We start from the raw sequence: 22,560 nt of genomic DNA on the forward strand, positions 1-22,560 counted from the left end.
TTGCGACTGTACGGTCGGTCAGCGACGAGCACTCAGCGCTGCACCTGTCAGGCCGCGTGCGATGAAATGGCCTCGGCGAGGTCGATGATCCCCTGCGCCGTCTTGGCGTGTGCGAGATCGATGTGCTGTCCCTCGAACTCGACCGCCGCGCTGCCGGCAGCTTCCGCGCGATGGAACGCTTCGATCACCCGTCGGGAGAGGTCGACGTCCTCGGGAGTCGGGGTGAAGACCTCGTTCGCGATAGCGATGTGCGACGGATGGATGCAGACGAGCCCGCGGTAGCCGAGCTGTTTCTGATCCAGCGTGAACTGGCGCGCCCCCTCGAGGTCGCGAATGTCTTGCCAGACCCCGGCTACCGGATGGTGCAGGCCGGCAGCGCGGGCTGCGAGGACGATTCGACTGCGCAGGTAGAGGGACTCGAGGCCGCGCGCTGTGAACTCGAATCCGAGCTCGCGTCCCACGTCTGCGCTGGGCCCCGTCGCGCCGAGCAGGCTCGCGATACGGGGACTTGCGCACGCGATCTCCTCACAATGAGCCATCGACACCGCCGTCTCGTAGCTGACGATCAGCTCGACTCCGCCGGGCTTCAGCCCGTCACGACGCTCGATATGGGTGACGACGGCGTCGATGCGCTTGATCTCGTCGGCGTCGAAGACTTTGGGGAGGAACAATCCGGCAAGTCCGGGGCGCACGACCGCCTCGAGGTCCAGCCCTTGGACGCCGGTCACTTCCGCATTGGGCCGCACCCAGATGTCGGCGCGGACCTTGTCCTGGTGGAGCCGGTCGATGGTCTCTGCGACGATCGGCCGGGCCCCGTCCTTGTCGTCTCCAGGTACGGAGTCCTCCAGGTCGAGGATCAGTGCGTCCGCTCCAGAGGCAAGCCCCTTGTCTGCCCAGGACGGCTTGTGGCCGGGCACGAACAGCATTGATCGATACGGTTTCATTGCTTCTCCTTCGATGGAATTGTCAGAGGGTGGGTAGATCGGACTGGTGGGAGTTCACGGCTTCGCCCATCGTCTGACGACGTCTTCGAAAGCGGGTGCGCGATCAGACGGAGTCGATGGGGGCCGCGCTGGAGTCGCGCTGAATCGGGGCGCCGGTGCAGGATGCACGACCCCGTCGATCGACCTGTAGATTCCGCGCGCCCTGTTATGCGCATCCTCGGCCGCCTCGTCGAACGAAAGTACGGGGGTCACACATGCATCAGTGTTCTCAAACACTGAGGCCCACTCGTCTCGGCTCTTCTGCGATACGGCGGCCGCTATCAGCTCGCGTAACTGCGGCCAGGTGCGTTGATCGCTCTGACGGGGCCAACCTGCGGTGTCGACGTCCAGCCGCGAGATGAACTCGTGATAGAAGTCGGGCTCGATGGCGCCGACGGCAATGTAGCCGCCGTCGGCGCAACGATAGGTGTCGTAGAAGGGCGCACCTGAGTCGAGGAAGTTCGTTCCCGGCTCATCGGAGTAGAGCCCGGCCGCACGCAGCCCCTGGAGCTTCGCGGTGAGCAACGCCACGCCATCGACCATGGCGACGTCGACGACCTGCCCCCGGCCGGTGCGCGCCGCAGAAAGCAGTGCGCTCACGATGCCGAAGCCACCGAGCGCACCTCCCGCGGCGTAGTCACCGAGAAGGTTGATCGGCGGGCGGGGCCGCTCCCCAGCGCGTGCCATGGCGTGAAGGGCGCCCGATTGAGCCACGTAGTTGATGTCGTGTCCGGCGTCGTTCGACCGGGGACCGCTCTGACCGTATCCGGTCACCCGCGCATAAACGACGCGCGGAGTGAGTTCGAGGATCGCCTCGGGACCGAGCCCGAGCCGTTCCGCCACGCCGGGCCGAAACCCTTCCATGAAGACATCGGCTCGCGAAGACAGGTCGAGAACGATTTCTCTGCCCTCCTCGGATTTCAAGTCGAGCTCGACGAAGCTGATGCCGCGCCGAACAACATCCTGTGCCCTGCTCAGGTCCCGGGTCTGGGTCAGCTCGCGGCCCGAGCGGTGGGAGGGACGCTCAACGGTTACGACATCGGCGCCATAGTCAGCCAGCAGCATTGCGAGATACGGGACGGGCCCCATGCCAGCCAGCACAAGAACTCGGATGCCCGCCAGAGGACCGGCCATAGTGCACTCCGTTTCGCGCGACAAGATGGCAGGGGCTCAGTACGAGCGGGGGAGGCCGAGAACGTTCTGGGAAACGAAATTGCGGACCATCTCCTGGGAGAAGGGGGCGTTGCGCAGCAAGCGAACTTCCCGCCACAGCCGTTCGATGTGGTACTCCTTCGCATAGGCGTATCCGCCCAGGGTGGAAAAGACCCTGTCGCATGCATCGAAGCCCGCCTCGGCGCCGAGGTACTTTGCGACGGCAGCTTCGGGTCCGCACGGCTTATCTTCATCGAACAGTCGGGCGGCGTTCATCGCAGCAAGCTCGGCGGCCTCCAGGCGGATCCACGAATCGGCCAGCGGATGTGCGACTGCCTGGTTCTTGCCGATGGGGCGATCGAAGACGATGCGATTCTTCGCGTATTCGACGCCGATCTCCAGGGCGGCCCGGCCGAGCCCGATCCCCTCCATGGCGACAACGATGCGTTCGGGGTTGAGGCCGTCGATGATGTAGTTGAAGCCGCGCCCGACTTCGCCGATGACGTCCTCGTCCGCGACGAACAGGTTGTCGATGAAGACCTCGTTCGTATCGATCGCCGCTCGGCCGAGCTTGTCGATCTCTCGCACAGTCATGTGCTCCAGGTCTTTCTCTGCGAAGAAGAGGGTCATCCCGCGCAGCGGGTGTTCGGGATCGCGGGGTGAGGTGCGCGCCAGCAAGACCATGCGGTGTGCGTTCTTCGCGTTGGTGATGAAGACCTTCTGGCCGTTGACGACCCAGCCGCCCTCGACTTTCTCAGCCTTGGTTGTGATGCGGGAGGTGTCGACTCCCGCGGTCGGCTCCGTGATCGCGAACGCGGTAAGCATCTGGCCGGATGCGAGCTGCGGCAGATACTTGCGCTTCATTTCCTCGGAACCGTATTTGACGATCGGTGCTGGAGGGAACACGTAGAAATGGATCGCCGATCCACCGCTCATGCCCGCGCCGGAGGCGGCGATCTCATTCATCATGACGGCGGCCTCCTGCAAGCCGAGGCCGATACCGCCGTACTCCTCAGGGATCATCGCCCCGAGCCATCCGCCGTCGGCAAACGCCTTGATGAAGTCCCACGGATACTCGTGGTTGCGGTCCTTCTCGAGCCAATAGTCGTTGTCGAACCTGCGGGCGAGATCCCGTGTCGCCTGACGCACGATCTCAATGTTGCTCTCAGTCTCTTCGTACATGTTGCTGCTCCTACTTGCTTTCGCCCGCGAGAACGGGGATGTCGTTGATCGGCGTGGCAGGATCCAATGCTGAAGTATCACCGGTGGGGTCGCCAAGAAAGCGCGCCCGGATGATCCTTCGCATGATCTTGCCGTTTTTCGTCTTGGGGAGACTGTTGACGGTATAAACGGTGGGCGCAAACCCTTTACCGGCATTGGCGAGCGCTGTGGCCTGCAGATTGTCCAGCTCGGCATCCTCGCGGAGAACGGCGAAGGCGACGGCTCGTTGGCCTCTGGCTTGGTCGGGAACGCCGATCACCGCCACATCGGCGATGCGATTGTCCCGAAGAAGAGCTGCCTCGATCTCAGCCGGCCCGACGCGACGGCCGGAAAGCTTGAGGGTATCGTCCGAGCGACCGTGAATGGTCCAGATCCCGGAGCCATCGATGCTTGCCAGGTCTCCGTGAACCCACACGTCCGGCCACCTGCTCCAATACGTCTCGACGTAGCGGGCGTCGTCGTGCCAGAACGAGTGGGTCATGCCGGGGAAGGTGTTGCGTACGACAAGCTCGCCGATTTCGCCCACCACCGGGGTGCCATCCTCCCCGTAGACGGCGGCATCGATGCCAGGCAACGACCCAGTGAAGGCGGCAGCAGGCGACGGCAGAAACGGGTAGCCGATGATGATTCCGCCGCCGACCTCCGTTCCGCCACTGAAGTTGATGATGGGCCGCGTGCGTCCGCCCACGTTGTCGAACAGCCACCACCAGGTGGATTCATCCCACGCTTCTCCGGTGGACACAAACGATTTGAGCGAGGGCATCATTGGTACGTCGCCGCCGGCGGCGCGGAGCGCCCGTGCGGCCGTCGGCGCGATGCCTTGAACAGTGACGCCGTTCCGCGCGGCGACCTCCCAGAGACGGTTCGATTGCGGATGCGTTGGAAGCCCTTCCACCATGACGATCGTCGCCCCGAGTTGCAGCGGCCCGACCATCAGCATGGGCCCTACGAGCCAGCCGAGGTCCGTGATCCAGCACACGACGTCGTCGCCGGTCACGTCGAAGCCGTAGCCGAAGTCCACGGCCGTCTTCACGGCGAAGCCGCCATGGGAATGGACGATCCCCTTCGGACGTCCGGTGGTTCCCGACGTGTAGACGACCGCGAGGGGGTCGTTCGACTCGGTCGGCGCGATGTCCACGGGCTCGGGTGAATCGCCCAGTTCGTCGTAATAGACGTCACGACCTGGTCGCATCGGAACGTCAGTGCCGAGATGTCGGAGCACCACTACCGTGCGTACCGAAGGTGCCTCTGTCAGAGCGGCGTCGGCCGTGCGTTTGAGTTCGACGATGCCGCCACGCCGTGTGGTGCCGTCCGCTGTGATGATCGCGACCGCACCCGAGTCCTGCAGCCGGGTCGCAAGGGCGTCTGCCGCATAGCCGGAGAACGTTGGCACAGCGATCGCGCCGAGCATGGCGATCGCAAGGAAGGCGACGACGGATTCGGGGATCACCGGCATGAAGAGAACCACTCGATCTCCGCGTTTCACGCCCAGTCGTGCGAGGTGCGCGGCAAACCAACGGACCTGCTCGCTGAGTTCGGCGAAGGTGAGTGTGCGACGCTGGCCGGAATCGCCCTCGTACACAACGGCGAGCCGATCGGCTCGTTCGCCCTCGCCGTGGCGGAATGCGCTGAGCGTGGCCACATTGATCGATCCGCCGGGGAACCACTTCGGAAAGGTCTTGCCGGCCGAGTCGTCGAGGACGCGGTCGAACGGGGCATCGAAGTCGATCCCGAGATCGTCGAGAGCGGCTCGCCAGAACCACTCAGGATCTGCAGTCGCCCGACTGTTCAGTTGTTGGATCGCACCGGCATCATCGCCCTGGATGCCCCACTGGTGCATGGCCCGAAGGAGCCGTGACCGGTTGCGAACTTCCACGGACGGTTCCCACGCCCACGTCGTCTGCTCGTCGCTCATCCTTGCCCCTTTGTCAACGTCGTTGTTGCCGTTCTATCGAGTACTAGGCGTCGCCCAGGGAAGACTTCTTGATCATCAAGCCGGCGCGGGTCGTTTCGCAGACGACCTCGTCACGCTGGTTGATTCCCAGGTGGCGAAACGTCACGATTCCGGAGTCACTACGACTCTCCGACTCGCGCACAGCAACGATTTCGGTTCGCACGCGGATGGTGTCTCCGTGGAAGACGGGCTTGGGAAACCTGGTCTCGGTGAAGCCGAGATTTCCGAGCGTCGTTCCATACGTTGTCTCGTGCATCGAGATTCCGCAGACGAGGCCATGCACGAAGAGGCTGTTCACCAGGCGCTGACCGTAAATCGAGTCCTTGCTGTACTCGGCATCCAGGTGAAGCGGAGCCATGTTCAACGTCAGCGTGCTGAAGAGCACGTTGTCCATCTCGGTGACCGTCCGGCGCACCTCGTGTTCGATGACCATTCCTGGTTCGAACTCCTCGAAATAGAGACCCGGCATGGGCGATCTCCCTTCATTTCATGGAGCCACGCGCTCGACGAGGCGCGACCCGGGGTAGATAAAGGCCTGTTCGCGCGGCGCTGGCAAACGCCGCTGTCCGCGTTCCTTATTCTAGGGATTTTATATAATATCGTCAAACTGCAGGCGAATGAGCGGGCTATGGCCATGCTGCCGAACGCACTCGAAAGGGTCGGTGGAAAAGGCTGGGGGAGGTGTTCGATCCCTAATCTCGCCGCGTTGCGTTCGCACCAGAAATAGAATATATTATTGACGTTTGCTTTGGAGGTCTCGCATGGAGTCGATACCAATGGGGCAACGTCGTCCACCACCCGGGTTCGATTCGAGGAGCCACGCATGAAGATCGTCGTTCTGGTCAAAGAGGTGCCTGACACTTACGGGGATCGCAAGCTGGATCTGGAAACAGGTCTGGCCGACCGTGGGGCATCCGAGCCTGTCCTTGACGAAATCGGGGAACGCGCCCTCGAGGTGGCTCTGGCCTATGGCGACACACACGATGGCACAGAGATCACCGTGGTGACGGTCGCGCCCGAGGGAGCGACCGCGACGATCCGAAAGGCCCTGGCGATGGGCGCAGCTTCCGCGACCCATATCGTCGACGATGCGCTGGTCGGAGCCGATGTGGGGCTGACGGCCGAGGTGCTTTCCGCGGCAGTTCGTCGCGAGGGCTTCGACCTTGTCATCACCGGCAACGTGTCGACGGACGGTTCGGGTGGCGTAATGCCCGCAATGCTCGCGGAGCTGCTTGATGTGCCACACCTCACGGGCCTGTTCGAGGTCGAACTGAGCGAGACCCAGGCCTCTGGATCCCGCGCGGTCGATGGCGGTGTACAGAAGGTTGTGGCGGATCTTCCTGCCGTGATCTCGATCACCGAGGCGCTCCCAGATGCACGATTTCCGGCCTTCAAAGGGATTGTGGCGGCCAAGAAGAAGCCTTTGGAAGTCGTATCGACCAGCGACCTGGGCGTCGACGCCGGCGACCTTTCGGTTGCGCGCTCCATCATGCTGACCGTCGCCCAGAAGCCCCAACGGACAGCGGGCATCAAGATCGTCGACGAGGGCGACGGCGGCGAAAGACTTGCCGAGTTCCTCGTTCAGAACCGACTCGCGTAACGGAGGAAGCCCAATGACTGACTACTCGAAGGATGCAATCCTGGTCGTGCTCGAGACGCTCGCATCGGGAGGCATCGAGAAGTCCGCCGCCGGTTTGATCGGCGCTGCAACTCAGATCGGGACTCCTGTCGCGCTCGTGTTCGGCGAGCATGCTGCCGCCGAGGCCGCCCGGCTGGGCGCGGCACGGGTGCTGGTCGCGCCTGCGCCCGACGACATGCTCGGTGTACCCGCAGTCGATGCGTTGGAGCAGGCGGTGTCGGTCGTCAGACCTGGGGCCATCCTGATCTCGCACTCTGTCAATGGCCGCGATGTCGCCGGACGTTTTGCCGCGCGCTCGCGCTCTGCGCTCGCGGTTGACGCCATAAGCGTGTCGCGAGATGAAGAAGGAGTCGTCGCTCACCATTCGGTGTACGGGGGAGCCTATAACGTAACCTCGGCGCCAACCTTCGGGGCGCCAGTGATCACGATTCGCCAAGGCGCCATCGACACACGTGCCGCGGAGCAGCCACTTCTTTCGGAGGCTCTCGAGGTCCCCTTGTCCGGACGACGTGCCGCCCGGATCCTGGCGTTCGAAGCCTCGGCTGAGGCGTCGTCCCGTCCCGAACTGCGCGGCGCGGCCAAGGTCGTCTCGGGTGGGCGCGGGTTGGGCTCGAAGGAGCAGTTCGCCCTCGTAGAGCAGCTGGCGGACGCTCTCGGTGCGGCCGTCGGCGCTTCGCGCGCCGCTGTCGACGCCGGTTACATCCCGCAGACGCACCAGGTCGGGCAGACCGGTGTCTCGGTGTCGCCGCAGCTCTATGTGGCGCTCGGCATCTCGGGTGCCATCCAGCATCGCGCCGGGATGCAGACGGCCAAGACGATTGTGGCAATCAACAAAGACGGGGAGGCGCCGATTTTCGACATCGCAGATTTCGGCGTAGTCGGCGATGTCTTCAAGGTCGTGCCGCAGCTGATTTCTGCGCTCGAGGCACGGAAGCGGTAGACGAGTGGCGACTTACACGCTTGAACTCCGTCGAGGATTGCCGCGCATCTCTGGCGGTGAACCGTGGCCGCCCTCGAGCGGCGAGCCGGCGGCAGCCGAGATGGGGGAGATTGCAGCCGTTGATGCCGTCGTCGTGGCGGCCCCGAGTGCTCCAACGGGTGTCGCGTCGGTGGCCGCGCCGGCGGTCGTGGCCACGGTCGCGGCGCCAGCCTCGATGCGACGCGGCCTACCCCGAGTTCGCGGAGCTGCGCCGTGGCCTCCCACCGCAGGGTCGACATCGGCGACCGCGACGATGACGGAGACCTCCGCGGCCTCCGCCGTTCAGGTCGGGGTTGCGGACACCTCGCATTCGGTGGAGAACGTCATTGTTACCGTCGCTGCGGCCGAGCCGGATTTGCCGCCCGACGTGCCCCCGACGTCGGAACAAAGCGATGCAGTGTCGCGAACCGAGGCAGTCGCGACCCCCGTCGAAGTCACGAGCTCACCGGCAGAGTCGATCCGGAGCACTCCAGTTCCACAGGCGTCACCTCCTCGCGGTCCACACGTCTCCGCGGGTAAGAAGGGGCGCGAGCCGATCGTTCTCGGCTCGCGGTCTCTCGCCCAGTGGGTGCGGCTCATGGTCGCGATCGTCGTCGGGGTGATCGTCGCTGCAGCGATCATCGTACTTGCCGCTCGAGGAGTGACCACACTGCCCGGAGTGCCGGAGTTTCTGCAGCGGTACCCGGGGTCGTACGCCCTCCCGGACTCCGTGGAACCTGGTTTTCCAGCGTGGGCGAGATGGGCCCACTACCTCAACTTCTTCTTCATGGTGCTGATCGTCCGCACCGGGCTGATAGTGAGGTATCAGCGCAAGCCGCCGGCGTTCTACACACCGAAGCGCGGCGGTAAAAAGGTGAGCATCTATCTCTGGCTCCACACCGGGCTCGACCTGCTTTGGCTCCTGAACGGTCTGGTCTTCGTGGTGTTGCTGTTCGCGACGGGTGCATGGCCCCGGATTGTGCCGACCAGCTGGGCCGTGTTTCCCAATGCGCTCTCTGCACTGCTTCAATACCTCACGCTGCAATGGCCGGTTGAAAACGGTTGGGTGAACTACAACAGTCTGCAGCAGCTGATGTATTTCGCGGTCGTCTTCATTGCAGCGCCATTGGCAGCGATCACTGGAATACGGATGAGTTCCTGGTGGCCGAAGAACTCCCCGCGCCTCGACCGGATCTACCCCGCCCCTCTCGCGCGTGCGATCCATTTCCCGACGATGCTGTTCTTCGTCCTCTTCGTGATCATCCACGTCTTTCTGGTGTTCGCTACGGGCGCCCTGCAAAACCTCAACCACATGTTCGCGGGCACCGACGAGATCAGCTGGACGGGGTTCTGGATCTTCGCAGCAGGACTCGCAGTGGTCGTAGCGGTGTGGTTGCTCGTGCGGCCCCTCGTGCTTGCACCGATTGCCAATGTCTTCGGCCGAGTCAGCAACCGATAGGAGTGTTCCGTTGAGCGGAAAGCGTGACCCGATCTCGTATCTCTTCGTGCCGGCGTCACGACCCGACCGCTATGGGAAGGCCTGCGATAGCGCAGCCGATGCCGTCATCATCGACCTCGAAGACGCGGTGGCAGCGGATGAAAAGGACGAAGCGCTGGAGCATCTGCGAAATGCCCTTGAGCAGGGGCTGCCTCGTCCGGTGCACGTGCGAATCAACTCTGCTGATTCGCGATGGTTCGACCGCGACATCGCGATGCTCGACGAGATCTCGGAGAGCGCGCGCGATTGCATCGCCGGTGTGTTCGTGCCCAAAGCAGAGGATCCCGACACAATCGAGCGCGTACGCGCTGTTCTTGGAGCGGCGGCTGAGATTGTGCCCATCATCGAGAGCGCCGCCGGCGTGGCCCGGGTTGAGGACCTCAGCGCGGTCCGTGGAGTTACTCGCTTCGCAGTCGGTGCCGCTGATCTTTCGTTTGATCTCGACACCGATATCGCTTCGGCGACCATCGATTGGGTGTATGCCCGCTTGGTGGTCGCGTCTCGGGTCGCTGGACTCGCCGCTCCTGTGGGCTCACCGCCTTTCGAGATCAAGAACCTCGACGCAGTGCGCAGAGAAGCTGTGCGACTACGAGGGCTCGGTGCGACCGCACAGTTGTGCATTCATCCCGCCCAGATCGCGCCGATTCTCGCGGGCTTTCTACCGAGCGCGGAACGGGTCGACTGGGCCAGGCGTGTCATGTCAAGCGGTGGCGGCGGGGCTTCGCAGGTTGACGGTCAGATGATCGACAAGCCGCTTTGGGAACGTGCCAGGCGCATACTCGCACAGGCGGCGCGCTGAGGGAACGTTCCTCGGTTGATGAGGCGAGCGATCCGCTTCATCAGAGACGTGGTCAGAAACGCTCGACGGGTTCTGCCGACGATTCCCAGAAGCCGCGATCGGCGAGGAGCTGGATGACGGTCGTCGCGGCATCGTGTCGGTGCTTCGCGGTGAGCGACCTGGCAAGTCTTGAGTCGTGCGCAGCGATCGCATTGAAGATCTGGGAGTGCATGGGAGCGGCCTCATCGGCGTGCTCCTCCAGCGTGGCGTAGTAGGGGGTCGGCAGTCGACGGACGACGGCACCCAGCATGTTGGAGAGCTGGTCGGAGTGCGCGGCAAGGTTGATCGCCCGATGGAACTGCTGGCGAAGATGGCCGGCCTCAGCGATATTTCCACGCGCGATCGCCTGGTTGCACTCGTCGTGGATGCTCGCGAGGTTCGCGAGCTCCTGCTCGGTGATTCGCTTTGCAGCGCGGGCCGCCAATTCGCCCGCGATCTGCCCCTGCACCCAGAAGATGTCGTAGACATCCTCGCGCGTGATTTCGGCGACGACGAAACCTCGACGCGGAATCGAATCGACAAGGCCTTCGCCGCTGAGCATTACGAGGCCCTCTCGCACCGGCGTGATGCTCACGCCGACCATTTCGGCGATCGGATCCATGCGCAGGAACTCGCCTGGCTTCAACTCGCCTGCGAGAATTCGGTCCCTGATGTAGTTGGCGACTTCTTCGGGTAGCTGCCGTCGTGCTTCACCATTCACCAGTGCGGGGGCATTGAGGCTCACGTGGCAACCTTTCGAGTGAACAGATTTACTATCCTCTACCGAATATAACGTATTTTGTAGTGCGGACGACGGAGGGCAGGCTCTCCGTCGAGTGCGACGCGGTGGGTCCGCCGGCCCGCTACATGCCCTGTGCTTTGAGCAGCTGGCGGGCCAGTACCAGCTTCTGCACTTCACTGGTTCCTTCGTAGATGCGGAAGAGGCGTGCCGCTCGGTAGAAACGCTCTACAGGTACTGCGCGCATGTAACCGAGGCCGCCATGGATCTGCACACCACGGTCGGCGACTCGCCCGAGCATCTCACTTGCGAACAACTTCGACGCAGACGGACCGAGCTTTCGATCGGTACCGTCTCTGAAGTCTGCGGCAGCATCGAGGGCGAGCGATTTCGCCGCGCGCAATTCCGCGTAGGACTCTCCGATCATGCCCTGGATGAGTTGGAACGTACCGATGGGCGTTCCGCCTTGGGTGGCGGTGGCAGCGTGGGCGATGGACTCGTCGAGGATGCGCTGTGCCTGACCAACGCAGACTGCCGAAATGTGCAGTCGGCCTTTCGCCAGAGACGCCATGGCCGCGTGGAATCCAACCTCCTCCTGCCCGCCGATGAGGCGGTCCGCGCTGACTTCGACGTCGTCGAAGTAGAGCTCACTCGTCCACGCGCCCGCTTGGCCCATCTTCTTGTCGTGCGGACCGATGGTGACGCCGGGGGCATCGGTGTCGACGAGGAATGCCGAGATGCCCTTGGTGGTACCGGACGTGGTCGGATCGGTGCGAGCAAAGACAATGAGTACTTGCGCGAGCTGAGCGTTCGTGATGAAACGCTTGGAGCCGTTGATCACATAGGTATCGCCATCGCGCGCCGCCGAGGTCCGTAGGCCGCTCGGATCCGACCCGGCGTCTGCTTCGGTCAGGGCGAAAGAAGCGATTACTTCACCTGAGGCGAGGCGCGGAAGCCAGGACTGCTTCTGCTCTTCTGTGCCGTAGTTGACCAAGACCTGGCCGGCTATCCCGTTGTTCGTGCCGAACAGCGAACGGAACGCGGGGGTGGTGTAGCCGAGCTCCATCGCGAGTTGCACATCTTGAACCGCGTCGAGTCCGATTCCGCCGTACTCCTCTGGAATCGCCCAACCGAACAGGCCCATCTCCTTCGACTCGGCGATGAGGTCGTCAGGGATGCGATCCTCTTCTTCGATCTGCTCTTCGAGGGGCACGACTCGCGTGCGGACGAAGTCCCGGACTGTGTCGAGCACATCCTTGAAGTCCTCTGGGTCCACGATGTGGTTCCTTTCTGAATGGTGCCGATCGGTCAGGCTTTGAAGAGGATGAGGGTCTGCGCTACGCACACCGGGCGGCCGCCGGTGTCGGAATCGAGCTGGTGTGCGAACGTGACGCGTGTGCCTGATGGTGTTTCGTCGACGCTGACGATGGAGACACGATCCCTGACGCGATCCCCCGATCGAAGGGGCGCCGGGAAGCGAACCTTTTCAAGACCGTAATTCACGCGGGCCGAAAACCCGAGCACGTCATATACCTGGTTTGCAAGGACCGGAATGAGTGAGAGTACGAGATAGCCATGGGCGATCGTCGTGCCGAACGGTCCGAGCGCCGCTCGCGCTGGGTCGACGTGAATCCATTGCTCGTCGCCGGTGGTGCGCGCAAAGTCGTCGATCATGCGCTGATCGACGGTGATCCATTCGCTCGTGCCCAGCTCGCGCCCGATGAACGCCTCGAAACCCGGAGCTCCCTCGATCATCTGCACCTTAGCCATGCCTAGATCCCGCCTCGTGAGACGAGCTGCGCGGCGATGACGTTGCGCTGTATCTCATTGGTGCCCTCGCCGACAATCATGAGTGGGGCATCCCGGAAGTAGCGTTCCACGTCGAATTCGGTGGAGTAGCCGTAACCGCCATGGATCCGCACAGCGTTCAGGGCGATCTCCATGCCGACCTCCGAGGCGAAGAGCTTCGCCATGCCGGCCTCCATGTCGCACCGTTCGCCGCGGTCATACTTCTCGGCGGCGTAGTTCGTCAGTTGACGTGCTGCCGTGAGCTTCGTGGCCATGTCGGCGAGATAGTGCCCGATCGCCTGGTGCTTCCAGATCGGAACGCCGAAGCTCTCGCGCTGTTGGGCGTACTTCAGCGCATCCTCGAGTGCCGCGGCACCAACGCCGAGCGCGCGAGCGGCCACGTTGATGCGACCGGTCTCAAGTCCCCGCATCATCTGGCCGAACCCTTTACCGGGCTCCAGCCCGAGGATCTGACTCTTCGGGACTCGGCAGTCAGTGAAGATCAGCTCACATGTCTCGACACCCTTGTATCCCAGCTTGGGAAGGTCGCGTGAGACCTCGAGGCCTGGTCCTTGCTCGACCAGCACAACGGATATTCCCTTATGACGAGGCTGAGCGTTCGGGTCGGTCTTGCAGAGCACGGCGATAAGCCCGGACCTGCGCGCATTCGAGATCCACATCTTTGAGCCGTTGATGACCAGGTCGTTGCCGTCTTCCTTGGCGATCGTTGTCATCGCCTGGAGATCGGACCCGCCTCCCGGCTCGGTGAGTGCCATGGTCGCGCGCAGCTCGCCGGTGGCCATCCGCGGGAGATACTTCTGTTTCTGATCTTCGGTGCCGTACTCCGTCAGAAGCTTCGCCACGACCGTGTGCCCGCCCATGGCGCCCGCCAGCGACATCCAGCCGCGGGACAGTTCCTCGGTCACCCGTGCGTAGCACGGCATCGAGACGGGCATTCCCCCGTATTCCTCCGGTACCGCGAGCCCGTAGATCCCGATCTCTTTCATCTGCTCGATCCAACGCGCGGGGTACTCGTTGGCGTGCTCGAGGTCGCGAACGGACGGTTTGACATCCCGGTCGATGAAGGCGTGGACGGTGTCCACGAGGAGCTGCTCTTCTTCGCTGAGCTGGGGCATGACAACCTCGGTCTCTTGTGGTTAGGTTCGCTCGGAGGCGTGGTTTCTATAGAATATATTATAAATGAACCTTTGGCGAGGACCACTTCGGATGCTCGGAGCGGAAGGCAGGAGCCCCGTGCGCGCCAACAGTGCGCCAGCACCGAGCCGCTGGGAAACATTACAAGTTTGTGACGGAAGTTGACGCACCGCCGTACTCATGTCTACCTTGTTCGTGGGAAGCATTTTATTTTATCTACAAAGTACGAACATAGCGCTTTCAGTAGATCGAAGAGTGACTGCGCGGTAGCCGCTGAGATCCAGGGCACGCAAGGTCGAAGCTCTCAACATTTCGCTAAGAGGCCAGGGTCGAACCCCGTCGGCCCATTTCGTTCAACGGAACTACTCAATGAGGAGGAAGTACATGAAAGCAACGATGTATAGGCGCCGGATGCTACGTGCTGGTTTCGCTACCGCATCTGCAACCGCGCTTGTGATCGCGATGGCAGCATGCAGCGGCGCCGGCGCGTCGTCGTCGACCACAGCGGGGACTGCAGCAGACGCTGCCGGCTTCAAGACAGCGGCGGCCAAAGTCGCTACCTATCGAAAGGTGCCGACCTCGATCGGCATCACCCAGCCGATCGGGAAGCCGATTCCGTCGAACAAAACTGTTGTTCTGATCGGTGCGGGCCAGGGCGGGTCGGGAACGATCCTCACGTACAACGGCTTCAAGGACGCCGCGAAGCTCATGGGTTGGAATGTCAAGGAAATTCAGCCGCAGCAGCCCACTCCGCAGTTGCTGCAGCAGGCTCTCAACCAGGCGAGCCAGTTGAACCCGGACCTCCTGGTCATCTCCGCGGTCGATGTGGCCCCGATCGAGACACAGCTGAAGGAATTCCAATCGAAGGGCGTCCCGATCGTCTCGACGACAGGAGCCGACCCGACGGGCGGGGTTTTGACGCTGCAGTTGATGGGTGTCGATGGTCTCAGCAAACTGGCGCAGGCCGTAGGCGACAAGTCCCTGGCAGACATGGGGGCACCGGGTACCGTCGGAATGGTCGGCATCCAGGGCTACAAAATCATCAACGACTACTCGAAGAGCTACAAGAGCGAGGTCAACAAGCTGTGCCCAAGCTGTCAAGTCAAGTCGATGGAATTGCCACTGACGTCGCTCGGCACCACAGCTGGTAGCGACATCGTCAACTGGCTGCGGGCCAACCCTGACATCAAATCGCTCTTCGTCGGCTGGGACGGCATGGACGCGAACCTGTTCTCGGCAGCGAAGCAGGCCGGCGTCACCCTGCCCAAAACGTACTCGGTCGCCCTGGTGCCCGAGAACCTCACCACCCTGTCCGCCGGGACACTCACTGCGAGCACGCCGATGGACACCACGGAGCTGGGCTGGCGTCTCGCCGATGCGGCTGCGCGCATCTTCACGGACCAGACGGCGAGCGCACTCGACCAGGACGTGAAGTACGAGCGCGCTGTGCTCTGGGACAAGGAGTACGGGAACATTCCGCAGTCGGCTCCCAGCGACGGTTCCTACCCGCCGGTCGTGGCCAACTACCAGGACCAGTACAAGAAGATCTGGGACAAGTAGCCCTCGATCTCGCGTCGCGCCTGAAACCTGGCATTGACATGGGCGGCGGACGTCACGTGCATCCATTCGACGGATGCGCGCGACGTCCCCGCCCGAACCGGCACTGAGAGAACAGAACCGCATGACCAGAAATGACACCGATCCCGTGTCTGAGGGCACGATGGGCTCGCAACCGGACGACGCGGTCTTGGCAACTCGACACGAGACAGGCGAGTTCGCGTTGCAGCTGCGCCACGTCTCGAAGACCTTTCCCGGAGTACGGGCTCTCGTCGACGTGGATCTCGAGGTGAGGCGTGGCTCCGTTCACGCTCTCGTCGGCCACAACGGCTCCGGAAAATCGACGCTTCTCAAATGCCTGGCCGGCGTTCAGGACCCCGATCCCGGCAGTGAGGCATTCGTTTACGGCGAGGCGATGGAACTCGGTGACGCTCGTCAGGCACACCAGAAAGGATTGCGGTTCGTCCATCAGGACTTCGGCATCGTTGGTGAACTCGGCCTGGCGGACAACATCGGATTCGTCGCAGGATACGAGCGCAATCGGTTCGGTGCGATCGACTGGACGAAGCAGGCCAAGCGTGCTGCGGAACTTCTCAGTCGCTTCGGCTTCTCAATCGATCCGGATCGCCCTCTCGCCGAAGCTTCGCCCCCGGAGCGCACAGCCGTCGCGATCGTGAGAGCGGTGGCGAACTGGAACGCCGACAGCGGTGTACTGGTGCTCGATGAACCGACAGCGGCCCTCGCATCGCATGAGGTTCACAGATTGTTTGCGCTCATTCGCGAAATCACAGCGGCCGGTGCATCCGTGATCCTTGTATCCCATCGTCTCGACGAGGTCATGGATATTGCAGATCACGTGACCGTACTTCGTGATGGGTCCCGGGTCTGGGACGGCGAGCTCGGCGATGTCACACTCACGCGGCTCGTCGACCTGATTACCGGCACGCACGACCAACCGGCAGACCGTACCCCGGCGACGCGGAACGAGCAGCCGACAACGGCAACACCACCTGCGCTCGAGCTCAATGACGTCGAGGGGGAGTATCTGCGCGGAGTGAGCTTCAGCGTTGCCCGCGGGGAGGTCGTGGGAGTCGCGGGCCTGCTCGGATCGGGCCGCGAAGAGTTGCCCTACGTCGTGGCCGGCGACCGGGCTCAGGTTATGCAGGGGAGCATTTCAATCGGCGGCGTTTCCGTCGATGAGTTGACTATCGGCAAGGCGCGTGAGCTCGGAGTCTCACTCGTGCCGGCGGATCGTCTGACCGAGGGCATCGTCAGCGGATTCACTACAACCGAAAACGTGTCCCTCGGCTCGCTCACGCGAATTCGACGCGGAGGCGTCGTAGCGCCGGCCGCCGAACGTTCCTTCGCGCGTCATTGGCTTGATGTGGTTCGTGCCGATCTTTCTTACGCACAGCGGCCCATCCTGACGCTGAGTGGCGGGAATCAACAGAAGGCTGTGCTGGCACGCTCGCTCGCCGGCTTACCGAAGGTGCTGGTCCTGACCGAGCCGACAGCGGGGGTCGATATCGGGGCCCGCAACGTCTTCTACGAAGCGATACGGGACGCGGCCGGCAAAGGCCTCGCAATCCTCATGGCCTCGTCCGACGTCGAAGATCTCCTGGCGTGCTGCGATCGGGTGATCGCGTTGCGGGACGGACACGTTGCAAACACATTTACTGGAGCACAAATGACCAAGACAGCAATCGGATACGCGATCGAAGGAGTGCCCGATGAGCAACGTTGAGGAGCACGTCGTTCAGGCGAACGGATCCAGCTCTGGGTCTGGTCCGAACCGGGCCGATTCGGAGGCAACCGCTTCTGCTCGGCCGAGCTGGTTGCGGAACCTCAGCTTTACCAACATCAGCGTCGTGTATGTCGAGATCGCCCTGATCATCATCTTCTCGATCTGGGCTCCAAGCACGTTCCCGACGTGGACCACTGTGAAGAGCATCCTGAACGGCGCCGCGGTCCCAGGCCTCATGGCACTGGGCCTCGTGCTGCCGCTCTCGGCCCGGCTGTTCGATCTGTCGATCGGCGGGGCGATGGGTCTGTCCAATCTGTTGGTGGCCTGGCTGCTTGTGAACGCCGGGTGGGGAGTGATTCCAGCGGTAGTTGTGACCCTGCTCGCAAGTGTTGCCATGGGGCTCTTCAACGGGGTGATCGTAGTGGGCGCGCGGATCGACTCATTCATCGGTACTTTGGCGACGGGTGCACTCTTCGCCACAATCGGCTCGATCCTGTCCACCGAGACGATCACTGGCGCTCAAATGAACGGCGCGTTCGGCCAGATCGCCACCGTTGGCATCGGTGGGCTCACTCTGCCGTTCTTCCTGGCACTCCTCGTGACGTTGGTCCTGTGGTTCGTGCAGCGATACACCGTGACCGGACGGCAGATCTACGCCGTGGGATTCAACGACCGCGGATCAAACCTGATCGGAATCCGAACAAGACGGCTGAGTTTTGTCAGCCTCGTTGTCACGGGACTGATCATGGGGGTTGCCGGCGTGCTCCTTGCCTCCTCAGTCAACTCCGGGAGCCCTGGAATCGGGGACCCCTACCTGCTGAGCGCTTATGCTGCCGCGTTCCTCGGCTCAACTCAGTTCGGTGGCCGGTTCAACGCATGGGGCACCCTGCTCGCGGTGATCTTGCTGCAAACCGGTACGAACGGCCTGTTCCTGGTCGGCGCACCGCCGTGGACACAGAGCATGTTCAGCGGGCTGGTTCTGCTTCTGGCACTCGGTGGCTCCAGCCTCGAACAAGCGATCAAGGTGCGATCGTGGATCCGAGCCAAGGGGCGGTCGCGCGTGAATGCGGCGAGTAGCTGACTGTCCGTCTTGCAGCCTTGGTCGCAATGAGAAGTGCACGGACCGAGAGCGGTCCGTGCACTTCTCAACGATAGGCCGAACTCAATCACATGAAGAAGGTTGCGGTCTCGAAGAGAATCTCGTCGTTGCGGATGTGATAGGTCTCTGTGCCCTTGGCGCCGGTGGGCAGCTCCACGACGAGATAGCCATACTCGCCGTGAGACGTGAAAGTCTTGAACTCGGGGTGCGCCTCACCTGCGTCGTCTCGAAGACCCTCTGTCTCAGCCTGAAAACTATTGGCCGCCCACTCCTCGATCGCTGCACGCCCGACGAGCGGGTGATCGATGAAGGAAATGAGGATCACAGCGTCTTCGGCATAATCAGCTGCGATTCGCTTAGCGTCGCCCGACGCCGAAGCCTCTGCATGGCGCTGCATTACGGCGAGGGTGGATGCGGAAATCGCATCAAAATCTTCGTTGCTCACAAACATCTCCTTTGATGGTTTGCCCATGGGGCCAAGCGGCCTCTTCCCGCCGCGCGGGTGGGTTGCCAGTATTATATATTATACCAACGGGATGGTGGGTTAGCCCGTGAAACGGCGGTCAACCGATATTGAAATAGGTGGCTTTCGGGTAGAGGAAGCTCTCGACGTGCTCTTTGCCGCCTTTCCCTCCGTAGCCGCTCATCTTTGTTCCTCCGAAGCCGACAGCCGGATCGATCACGCCGTAGCAGTTGACCCAAACGGTGCCCGAACGGATGCCCTGCGAGACACGATGAGCCCGTCCGAGATTCTCCGTCCACAGGCCGCCGGCCAAGCCATAGGGAGTGTCGTTGGCGAGCTCCAGGACCTCAGCTTCCGTGTCGAATGGGATCACTGTGGCCACGGGCCCAAAGATCTCCTCGCGCGCAATGGTCATGTTGTTGTGTGCGTTGGCGAAGACAGTGGGCTCGACGAAGTACCCCTTCGCGTGGTCGCCGCCGAGCCGCTGCCCACCGGCCACCAGCTCAGCATCCCTACTTCCGAGCTCCACATAGTGCATGACGCGGTCGAGCTGGCGCTCGGAGATGAGCGGGCCGATCTGTACGCCTTCCTCACGGCCATCGCCGATCTTGACTGTTCTGGAGAAGTCAGCGAGCCGCTTCACGAACTCGTCATGAATTTCGCGTTGCACCAAGATACGTGTGCCTGCGACGCACACCTGGCCAGTGTTGGTGAAGACGCCCATTCCGGCGCCGGGGACAGCCTTCTCGAGGTCGGCGTCGGCGAAGACGATGTCAGGTGACTTGCCGCCGAGTTCGAGTTGGAGCCGTTTGAGGTTGCCGGCGGAGGCGCGCACGATTGACTGTGCCGTGACGACGGAGCCGGTGAATGCGATTCGATCCACGCCATGGTGCTCGGCGAGGGGTTGGCCAACCTCCGCGCCGTAGCCGGTGATCAGGTTGATTACGCCCTCTGGAACGCCGGCCTCCATCATCAACTCGGAGACGCGGATGGTCGTCAACGACGCGTCCTCCGCAGGCTTGAGAACCGCAGTGCAGCCCGTCGCGAGGGCGGGGCCGTAGATCCACCACATCCCCATCAGCGGTCCGTTCCAGGGAATGATGCCACCCACCACACCAACCGGGACAAGGTGCTTGAGTGCCGTGAAGTTCGGGGCGATCGACATCGGCGTCGCCGCGACAGTGGCGGAGCCTGTCTGCGAGGCGTAGAACTGCAGAAGCTGCGAGAGCCATTCCTTATAGCCGCGCGTTCGAGCCAGTGGCGCACCCATGTCCAGTGTCTCAATCAGTGCGAGGTCCTCGAAGTTGTCCATGATGACGTCATGTACGCGAAGGAGTAGCTTGCGCCGCTCGTGCGGGGTGTAGTGGCTCCATGGGCCCTCGAATGCGCGACGAGCTGCCGCCACTGCGCGATCGACATCATCGCTGTTACCCCGCGCGATGCGACACAGCAGCTCGCCGTTCGCCGGATTGACCGCGTCGATCGTTTGGCCAGAGGCCGAATCAACCCATTGCCCGTCGATCAGCAGCTTCTTGGAACCCTGTATGAAGGCAGGCGTGCTTGTGGTCACCGTCGATCTCCTTTGATATACGGGGCGGGCATCGTTGCCAGGCAACAAACGCCTCTTTCATATATAATACATAATTACTCTCCCAATGTGCGTGCTCGACCAACTGAGGGAGCGCCCAGTGCCTACAAGGGTCCCGAGCAGCGCGGCGTCCCTGCCGTTGGCTGATCGGCAGACATACCGTGGCCGAAAGGAAATGATGTGAAAGCGGAAATCAGCGCACCATCGTTAGTCGGGTTAGGGGACGAACTCGCCGCAGGCCGCGCCTACCAGGGGCTCGGTATCGCCTCGTCGAGGGTGGAGATTCTCCGCTTCGTTCTCAGTCGGTCCGAAGTCTCGACGGCCGATGTGATGCGCGAGTTCTGCATCACACGAAATGGGGCGCGCAACCACCTGGAATCCCTCAGCGCGCAGAATCTGGTAACTGTTCGCCATGCAACCCATCCGCGTGGAAGTGGGCCGATCAGATACTGGAGGGCAAACCCTCCCGAGGTCGCACTTCTGCTCGACCTCTTCGCCGACTACGTCTTCAGCGCAGCATCACCGTAAGGACACTGGGCGGCCATCGATTGTTCGGCAACATCGCGTTCCAGGCGAACGCTCGGTCTCCGCGCTTTCCAGCCAATCGATCGTCTGCCCATGGTTTCTGCCACCTCGATTGAAGGACCGATTTCGATGACCAGGTCTCGCTCGACGCCACCTCGTGCCGGTTCGCAATTCAGCTTCGACTAGGCCTGCGTCGGTTCTTGCCTACTTGAATGCCCGACGGCATGATTCAAGTAAAATCACGATTACTTGAATTACACTCTTGTAAGTTCAAGTTTCTTTAGGAGTGGCATGGACATCGAGCGTTTTGGTCGCAGTCCGATTGGTGATTTGACCCCGATCAGCGGCACGGACCGTATCTCCGGACGTTCTTTCACTCATTTCGCATTCGTCGCGCATCCCCTGCGTGACGAACCAGAACTGAGCAACGAGACCTGGCGAGCTGTGTCGAAAGCGAACCATGCGTTGGGGCGCCTCCAGCAAGGCTCCACGATTGTGCAGAATCCAAGCATCCTTCGACAGCCGACACTACGAAGAGAGGCGCAGAGCACGTCAGCATTGGAGGGGACATTCGCTCCACTCGAAGAGGTACTCGCCGCCAACGTCATCGATCAGCCCAACCGTTCTTCGGCGCTTCGAGAGGTATTGAATTACGTCCGCGCGGCGGAGGTGGCATTCGACTCACTTGCCGAAGGGCGCCCAATCACGGTTGGACTCATCGAGCAACTTCACGCTGATCTCGTGGCCGGCACAGTCGCTGACACCGCCGATGCAGGCAAGGCCAGGTCAATTCAAGTTGCCATCGGAACGCAGGGCGGCGGGGTCGCGCAGGCACGATTCATCCCGATGCCGCCCGGTGCAACGCTTAGGGCTGCGTTTGGGGATCTCGTCGAGTGGGTTCGAGCAAGCGCGGACAATGCCACACTTCGCGATCCGCTCGTTGCAGCAGCGATGGCTCATTACCAATTCGAGACGATTCACCCGTTCAACGACGGAAATGGTCGGCTCGGTCGGCTCTTGATTGTTCTGCAGCTTTTGCAGGACCACGCACTCTCCGAGCCCTTACTCAGCGTTTCTCCCTGGTTCGAGGCGCGACGCGACCAATATCAGGACGCCCTAGCGGAGGTCAGTATTTCGGGTAACTGGAACGGCTGGGTGACCTTTTTCGCGCAAGGGCTCGAAGCGTCGGCAATCGATACAGCACAGCGCCTCGAATCACTCCTCGCAGTACAGGCGCGTTACCACGAGATATTGCGGGACGCCAAAGCGCGGGGGATTGTTCGCGACATCGTTGATCATCTCATCGGGTCACCGTTCGTAAACGTGCGAAACCTCGCTGACATTACGGGTGCGACTTATCAAGCAGCCAGTACCGCCGCGAACAAACTTGTAGAACTTGGGATCCTTGAAGAGACCCACAGCCAGAATGTGCGAGTCTTCCGCGCCAACGAAGTGCTTGCGGCAATCGTCGCCTAGCTTCGACAGCCGAGTTCGCCGACACGGTCCGAGAGGTTGTCCGTCGGCTACGGGAGTCGACTTCGGCCGCGTGGCGACGCTGTTTCAACGCTGATGTGGTGCAGTCACACTCCGTTCGATTGTCTGCTCCGCGGTGAAGGATGCGGCCGACGGGGTCTGCGCTTTCGCAATCCGGCCGTCATCGCCAGACTGTACCCCCGCGGT

The 22,560-nt window shown here is 62.3% G+C and carries 21 protein-coding genes; 9 read left to right on the top strand and 12 right to left on the bottom strand.

Annotation, left to right across the window (positions count from 1 at the left end; all coding sequences use genetic code 11):
• Positions 1-47: 47 nt before the first annotated feature.
• Genes ACPPVQ_RS02125 through ACPPVQ_RS02145 form a run of 5 tightly spaced genes read right to left on the bottom strand, consistent with a single transcriptional unit; the run spans position 48 to position 5,779 of the window.
• Positions 48-944, bottom strand: a complete 897-nt coding sequence (locus ACPPVQ_RS02125) for an HpcH/HpaI aldolase/citrate lyase family protein (protein ID WP_426518149.1) — start codon at positions 942-944, stop codon at positions 48-50.
• 54 nt (positions 945-998) lie between these two features.
• Positions 999-2,117 carry a CaiB/BaiF CoA transferase family protein gene (locus ACPPVQ_RS02130; protein WP_426518151.1) on the bottom strand — a complete coding sequence of 373 codons (1,119 nt, stop codon included), beginning with the start codon at positions 2,115-2,117 and terminating at the stop codon, positions 999-1,001.
• Between the two features lie 36 nt (positions 2,118-2,153).
• A complete protein-coding gene (locus ACPPVQ_RS02135) occupies positions 2,154-3,317 on the bottom strand; it encodes an acyl-CoA dehydrogenase family protein (protein ID WP_426518153.1) in 1,164 nt (387 codons plus the stop codon).
• A 10-nt stretch (positions 3,318-3,327) separates the two neighbouring features.
• Positions 3,328-5,271, bottom strand: coding sequence for an AMP-binding protein (locus ACPPVQ_RS02140; protein ID WP_426518155.1), 1,944 nt, complete (start codon positions 5,269-5,271; stop codon positions 3,328-3,330).
• A 43-nt stretch (positions 5,272-5,314) separates the two neighbouring features.
• Positions 5,315-5,779, bottom strand: a complete 465-nt coding sequence (locus tag ACPPVQ_RS02145; protein ID WP_426518157.1) for a MaoC family dehydratase — start codon at positions 5,777-5,779, stop codon at positions 5,315-5,317.
• Positions 5,780-6,133: 354 nt separating this feature from the next.
• Here ACPPVQ_RS02145 and ACPPVQ_RS02150 point away from each other — a divergent pair, with 354 nt between their 5' ends.
• The 4 genes from ACPPVQ_RS02150 to ACPPVQ_RS02165 all read left to right on the top strand — a co-directional run bounded on the left by ACPPVQ_RS02150 (position 6,134) and on the right by ACPPVQ_RS02165 (position 10,204).
• On the top strand, positions 6,134-6,910 hold the full coding sequence (locus ACPPVQ_RS02150) for an electron transfer flavoprotein subunit beta/FixA family protein (RefSeq protein ID WP_426518159.1): 777 nt from the start codon (positions 6,134-6,136) through the stop codon (positions 6,908-6,910).
• 13 nt (positions 6,911-6,923) lie between these two features.
• A complete protein-coding gene (locus ACPPVQ_RS02155; RefSeq protein ID WP_426518161.1) occupies positions 6,924-7,889 on the top strand; it encodes an electron transfer flavoprotein subunit alpha/FixB family protein in 966 nt (321 codons plus the stop codon).
• A gap of 292 nt (positions 7,890-8,181) precedes the next feature.
• Entirely contained in the window at positions 8,182-9,366 is a 1,185-nt protein-coding gene (locus tag ACPPVQ_RS02160) for a cytochrome b/b6 domain-containing protein (RefSeq protein WP_426518163.1), read from the top strand.
• A gap of 10 nt (positions 9,367-9,376) precedes the next feature.
• Positions 9,377-10,204 carry an HpcH/HpaI aldolase/citrate lyase family protein gene (locus ACPPVQ_RS02165; protein ID WP_426518165.1) on the top strand — a complete coding sequence of 276 codons (828 nt, stop codon included), beginning with the start codon at positions 9,377-9,379 and terminating at the stop codon, positions 10,202-10,204.
• Positions 10,205-10,256: 52 nt separating this feature from the next.
• On the opposite strand, the gene ACPPVQ_RS02170 is transcribed toward ACPPVQ_RS02165, so the two are convergent.
• From ACPPVQ_RS02170 to ACPPVQ_RS02185, 4 genes are all read right to left on the bottom strand, one after another.
• Entirely contained in the window at positions 10,257-10,967 is a 711-nt protein-coding gene (locus ACPPVQ_RS02170; protein WP_426518167.1) for a GntR family transcriptional regulator, read from the bottom strand.
• A gap of 118 nt (positions 10,968-11,085) precedes the next feature.
• Entirely contained in the window at positions 11,086-12,237 is a 1,152-nt protein-coding gene (locus ACPPVQ_RS02175; protein ID WP_426518169.1) for an acyl-CoA dehydrogenase family protein, read from the bottom strand.
• A gap of 32 nt (positions 12,238-12,269) precedes the next feature.
• On the bottom strand, positions 12,270-12,731 hold the full coding sequence (locus ACPPVQ_RS02180; protein WP_426518171.1) for a MaoC family dehydratase: 462 nt from the start codon (positions 12,729-12,731) through the stop codon (positions 12,270-12,272).
• Positions 12,732-12,733: 2 nt separating this feature from the next.
• Complete coding sequence (locus tag ACPPVQ_RS02185; protein ID WP_426518173.1) at positions 12,734-13,885, bottom strand: acyl-CoA dehydrogenase family protein; 1,152 nt, start codon at positions 13,883-13,885, stop codon at positions 12,734-12,736.
• A 481-nt stretch (positions 13,886-14,366) separates the two neighbouring features.
• On the opposite strand from ACPPVQ_RS02185, the gene ACPPVQ_RS02190 reads away from it, so the two are divergent.
• Together ACPPVQ_RS02190 and ACPPVQ_RS02195 are read left to right on the top strand one after the other, a co-directional pair.
• The gene (locus ACPPVQ_RS02190; protein ID WP_426518175.1) at positions 14,367-15,464 is read left to right on the top strand and encodes a sugar ABC transporter substrate-binding protein; all 1,098 of its coding nucleotides are present in this window, start codon (positions 14,367-14,369) and stop codon (positions 15,462-15,464) included.
• Positions 15,465-15,624: 160 nt separating this feature from the next.
• A complete protein-coding gene (locus ACPPVQ_RS02195; protein WP_426521371.1) occupies positions 15,625-17,205 on the top strand; it encodes a sugar ABC transporter ATP-binding protein in 1,581 nt (526 codons plus the stop codon).
• A 12-nt stretch (positions 17,206-17,217) separates the two neighbouring features.
• Here the strand turns inward: ACPPVQ_RS02195 and ACPPVQ_RS02200 are convergent, their stop codons facing one another.
• Entirely contained in the window at positions 17,218-17,412 is a 195-nt protein-coding gene (locus ACPPVQ_RS02200; RefSeq protein ID WP_426518177.1) for a hypothetical protein, read from the bottom strand.
• Here ACPPVQ_RS02200 and ACPPVQ_RS02205 point away from each other — a divergent pair.
• Positions 17,402-18,286, top strand: a complete 885-nt coding sequence (locus ACPPVQ_RS02205; protein WP_426518179.1) for an ABC transporter permease — start codon at positions 17,402-17,404, stop codon at positions 18,284-18,286. The genes ACPPVQ_RS02200 and ACPPVQ_RS02205 overlap by 11 nt on opposite strands.
• An 85-nt stretch (positions 18,287-18,371) precedes the next feature.
• On the opposite strand, the gene ACPPVQ_RS02210 is transcribed toward ACPPVQ_RS02205, so the two are convergent.
• Both ACPPVQ_RS02210 and ACPPVQ_RS02215 read right to left on the bottom strand, forming a co-directional pair.
• Positions 18,372-18,749 carry a hypothetical protein gene (locus tag ACPPVQ_RS02210; RefSeq protein WP_426518181.1) on the bottom strand — a complete coding sequence of 126 codons (378 nt, stop codon included), beginning with the start codon at positions 18,747-18,749 and terminating at the stop codon, positions 18,372-18,374.
• A gap of 118 nt (positions 18,750-18,867) precedes the next feature.
• Positions 18,868-20,337, bottom strand: a complete 1,470-nt coding sequence (locus tag ACPPVQ_RS02215; RefSeq protein ID WP_426518183.1) for an aldehyde dehydrogenase family protein — start codon at positions 20,335-20,337, stop codon at positions 18,868-18,870.
• 198 nt (positions 20,338-20,535) lie between these two features.
• Here ACPPVQ_RS02215 and ACPPVQ_RS02220 point away from each other — a divergent pair, with 198 nt between their 5' ends.
• Together ACPPVQ_RS02220 and ACPPVQ_RS02225 are read left to right on the top strand one after the other, a co-directional pair.
• The gene (locus tag ACPPVQ_RS02220; protein WP_426518185.1) at positions 20,536-20,883 is read left to right on the top strand and encodes a hypothetical protein; all 348 of its coding nucleotides are present in this window, start codon (positions 20,536-20,538) and stop codon (positions 20,881-20,883) included.
• A gap of 288 nt (positions 20,884-21,171) precedes the next feature.
• Positions 21,172-22,356, top strand: a complete 1,185-nt coding sequence (locus ACPPVQ_RS02225) for a Fic family protein (RefSeq protein WP_426518187.1) — start codon at positions 21,172-21,174, stop codon at positions 22,354-22,356.
• Positions 22,357-22,560: the final 204 nt, after the last annotated feature.

This window comes from Leifsonia sp. McL0618, from assembly GCF_049994905.1.
GTDB lineage: Bacteria > Actinomycetota > Actinomycetes > Actinomycetales > Microbacteriaceae > Diaminobutyricibacter.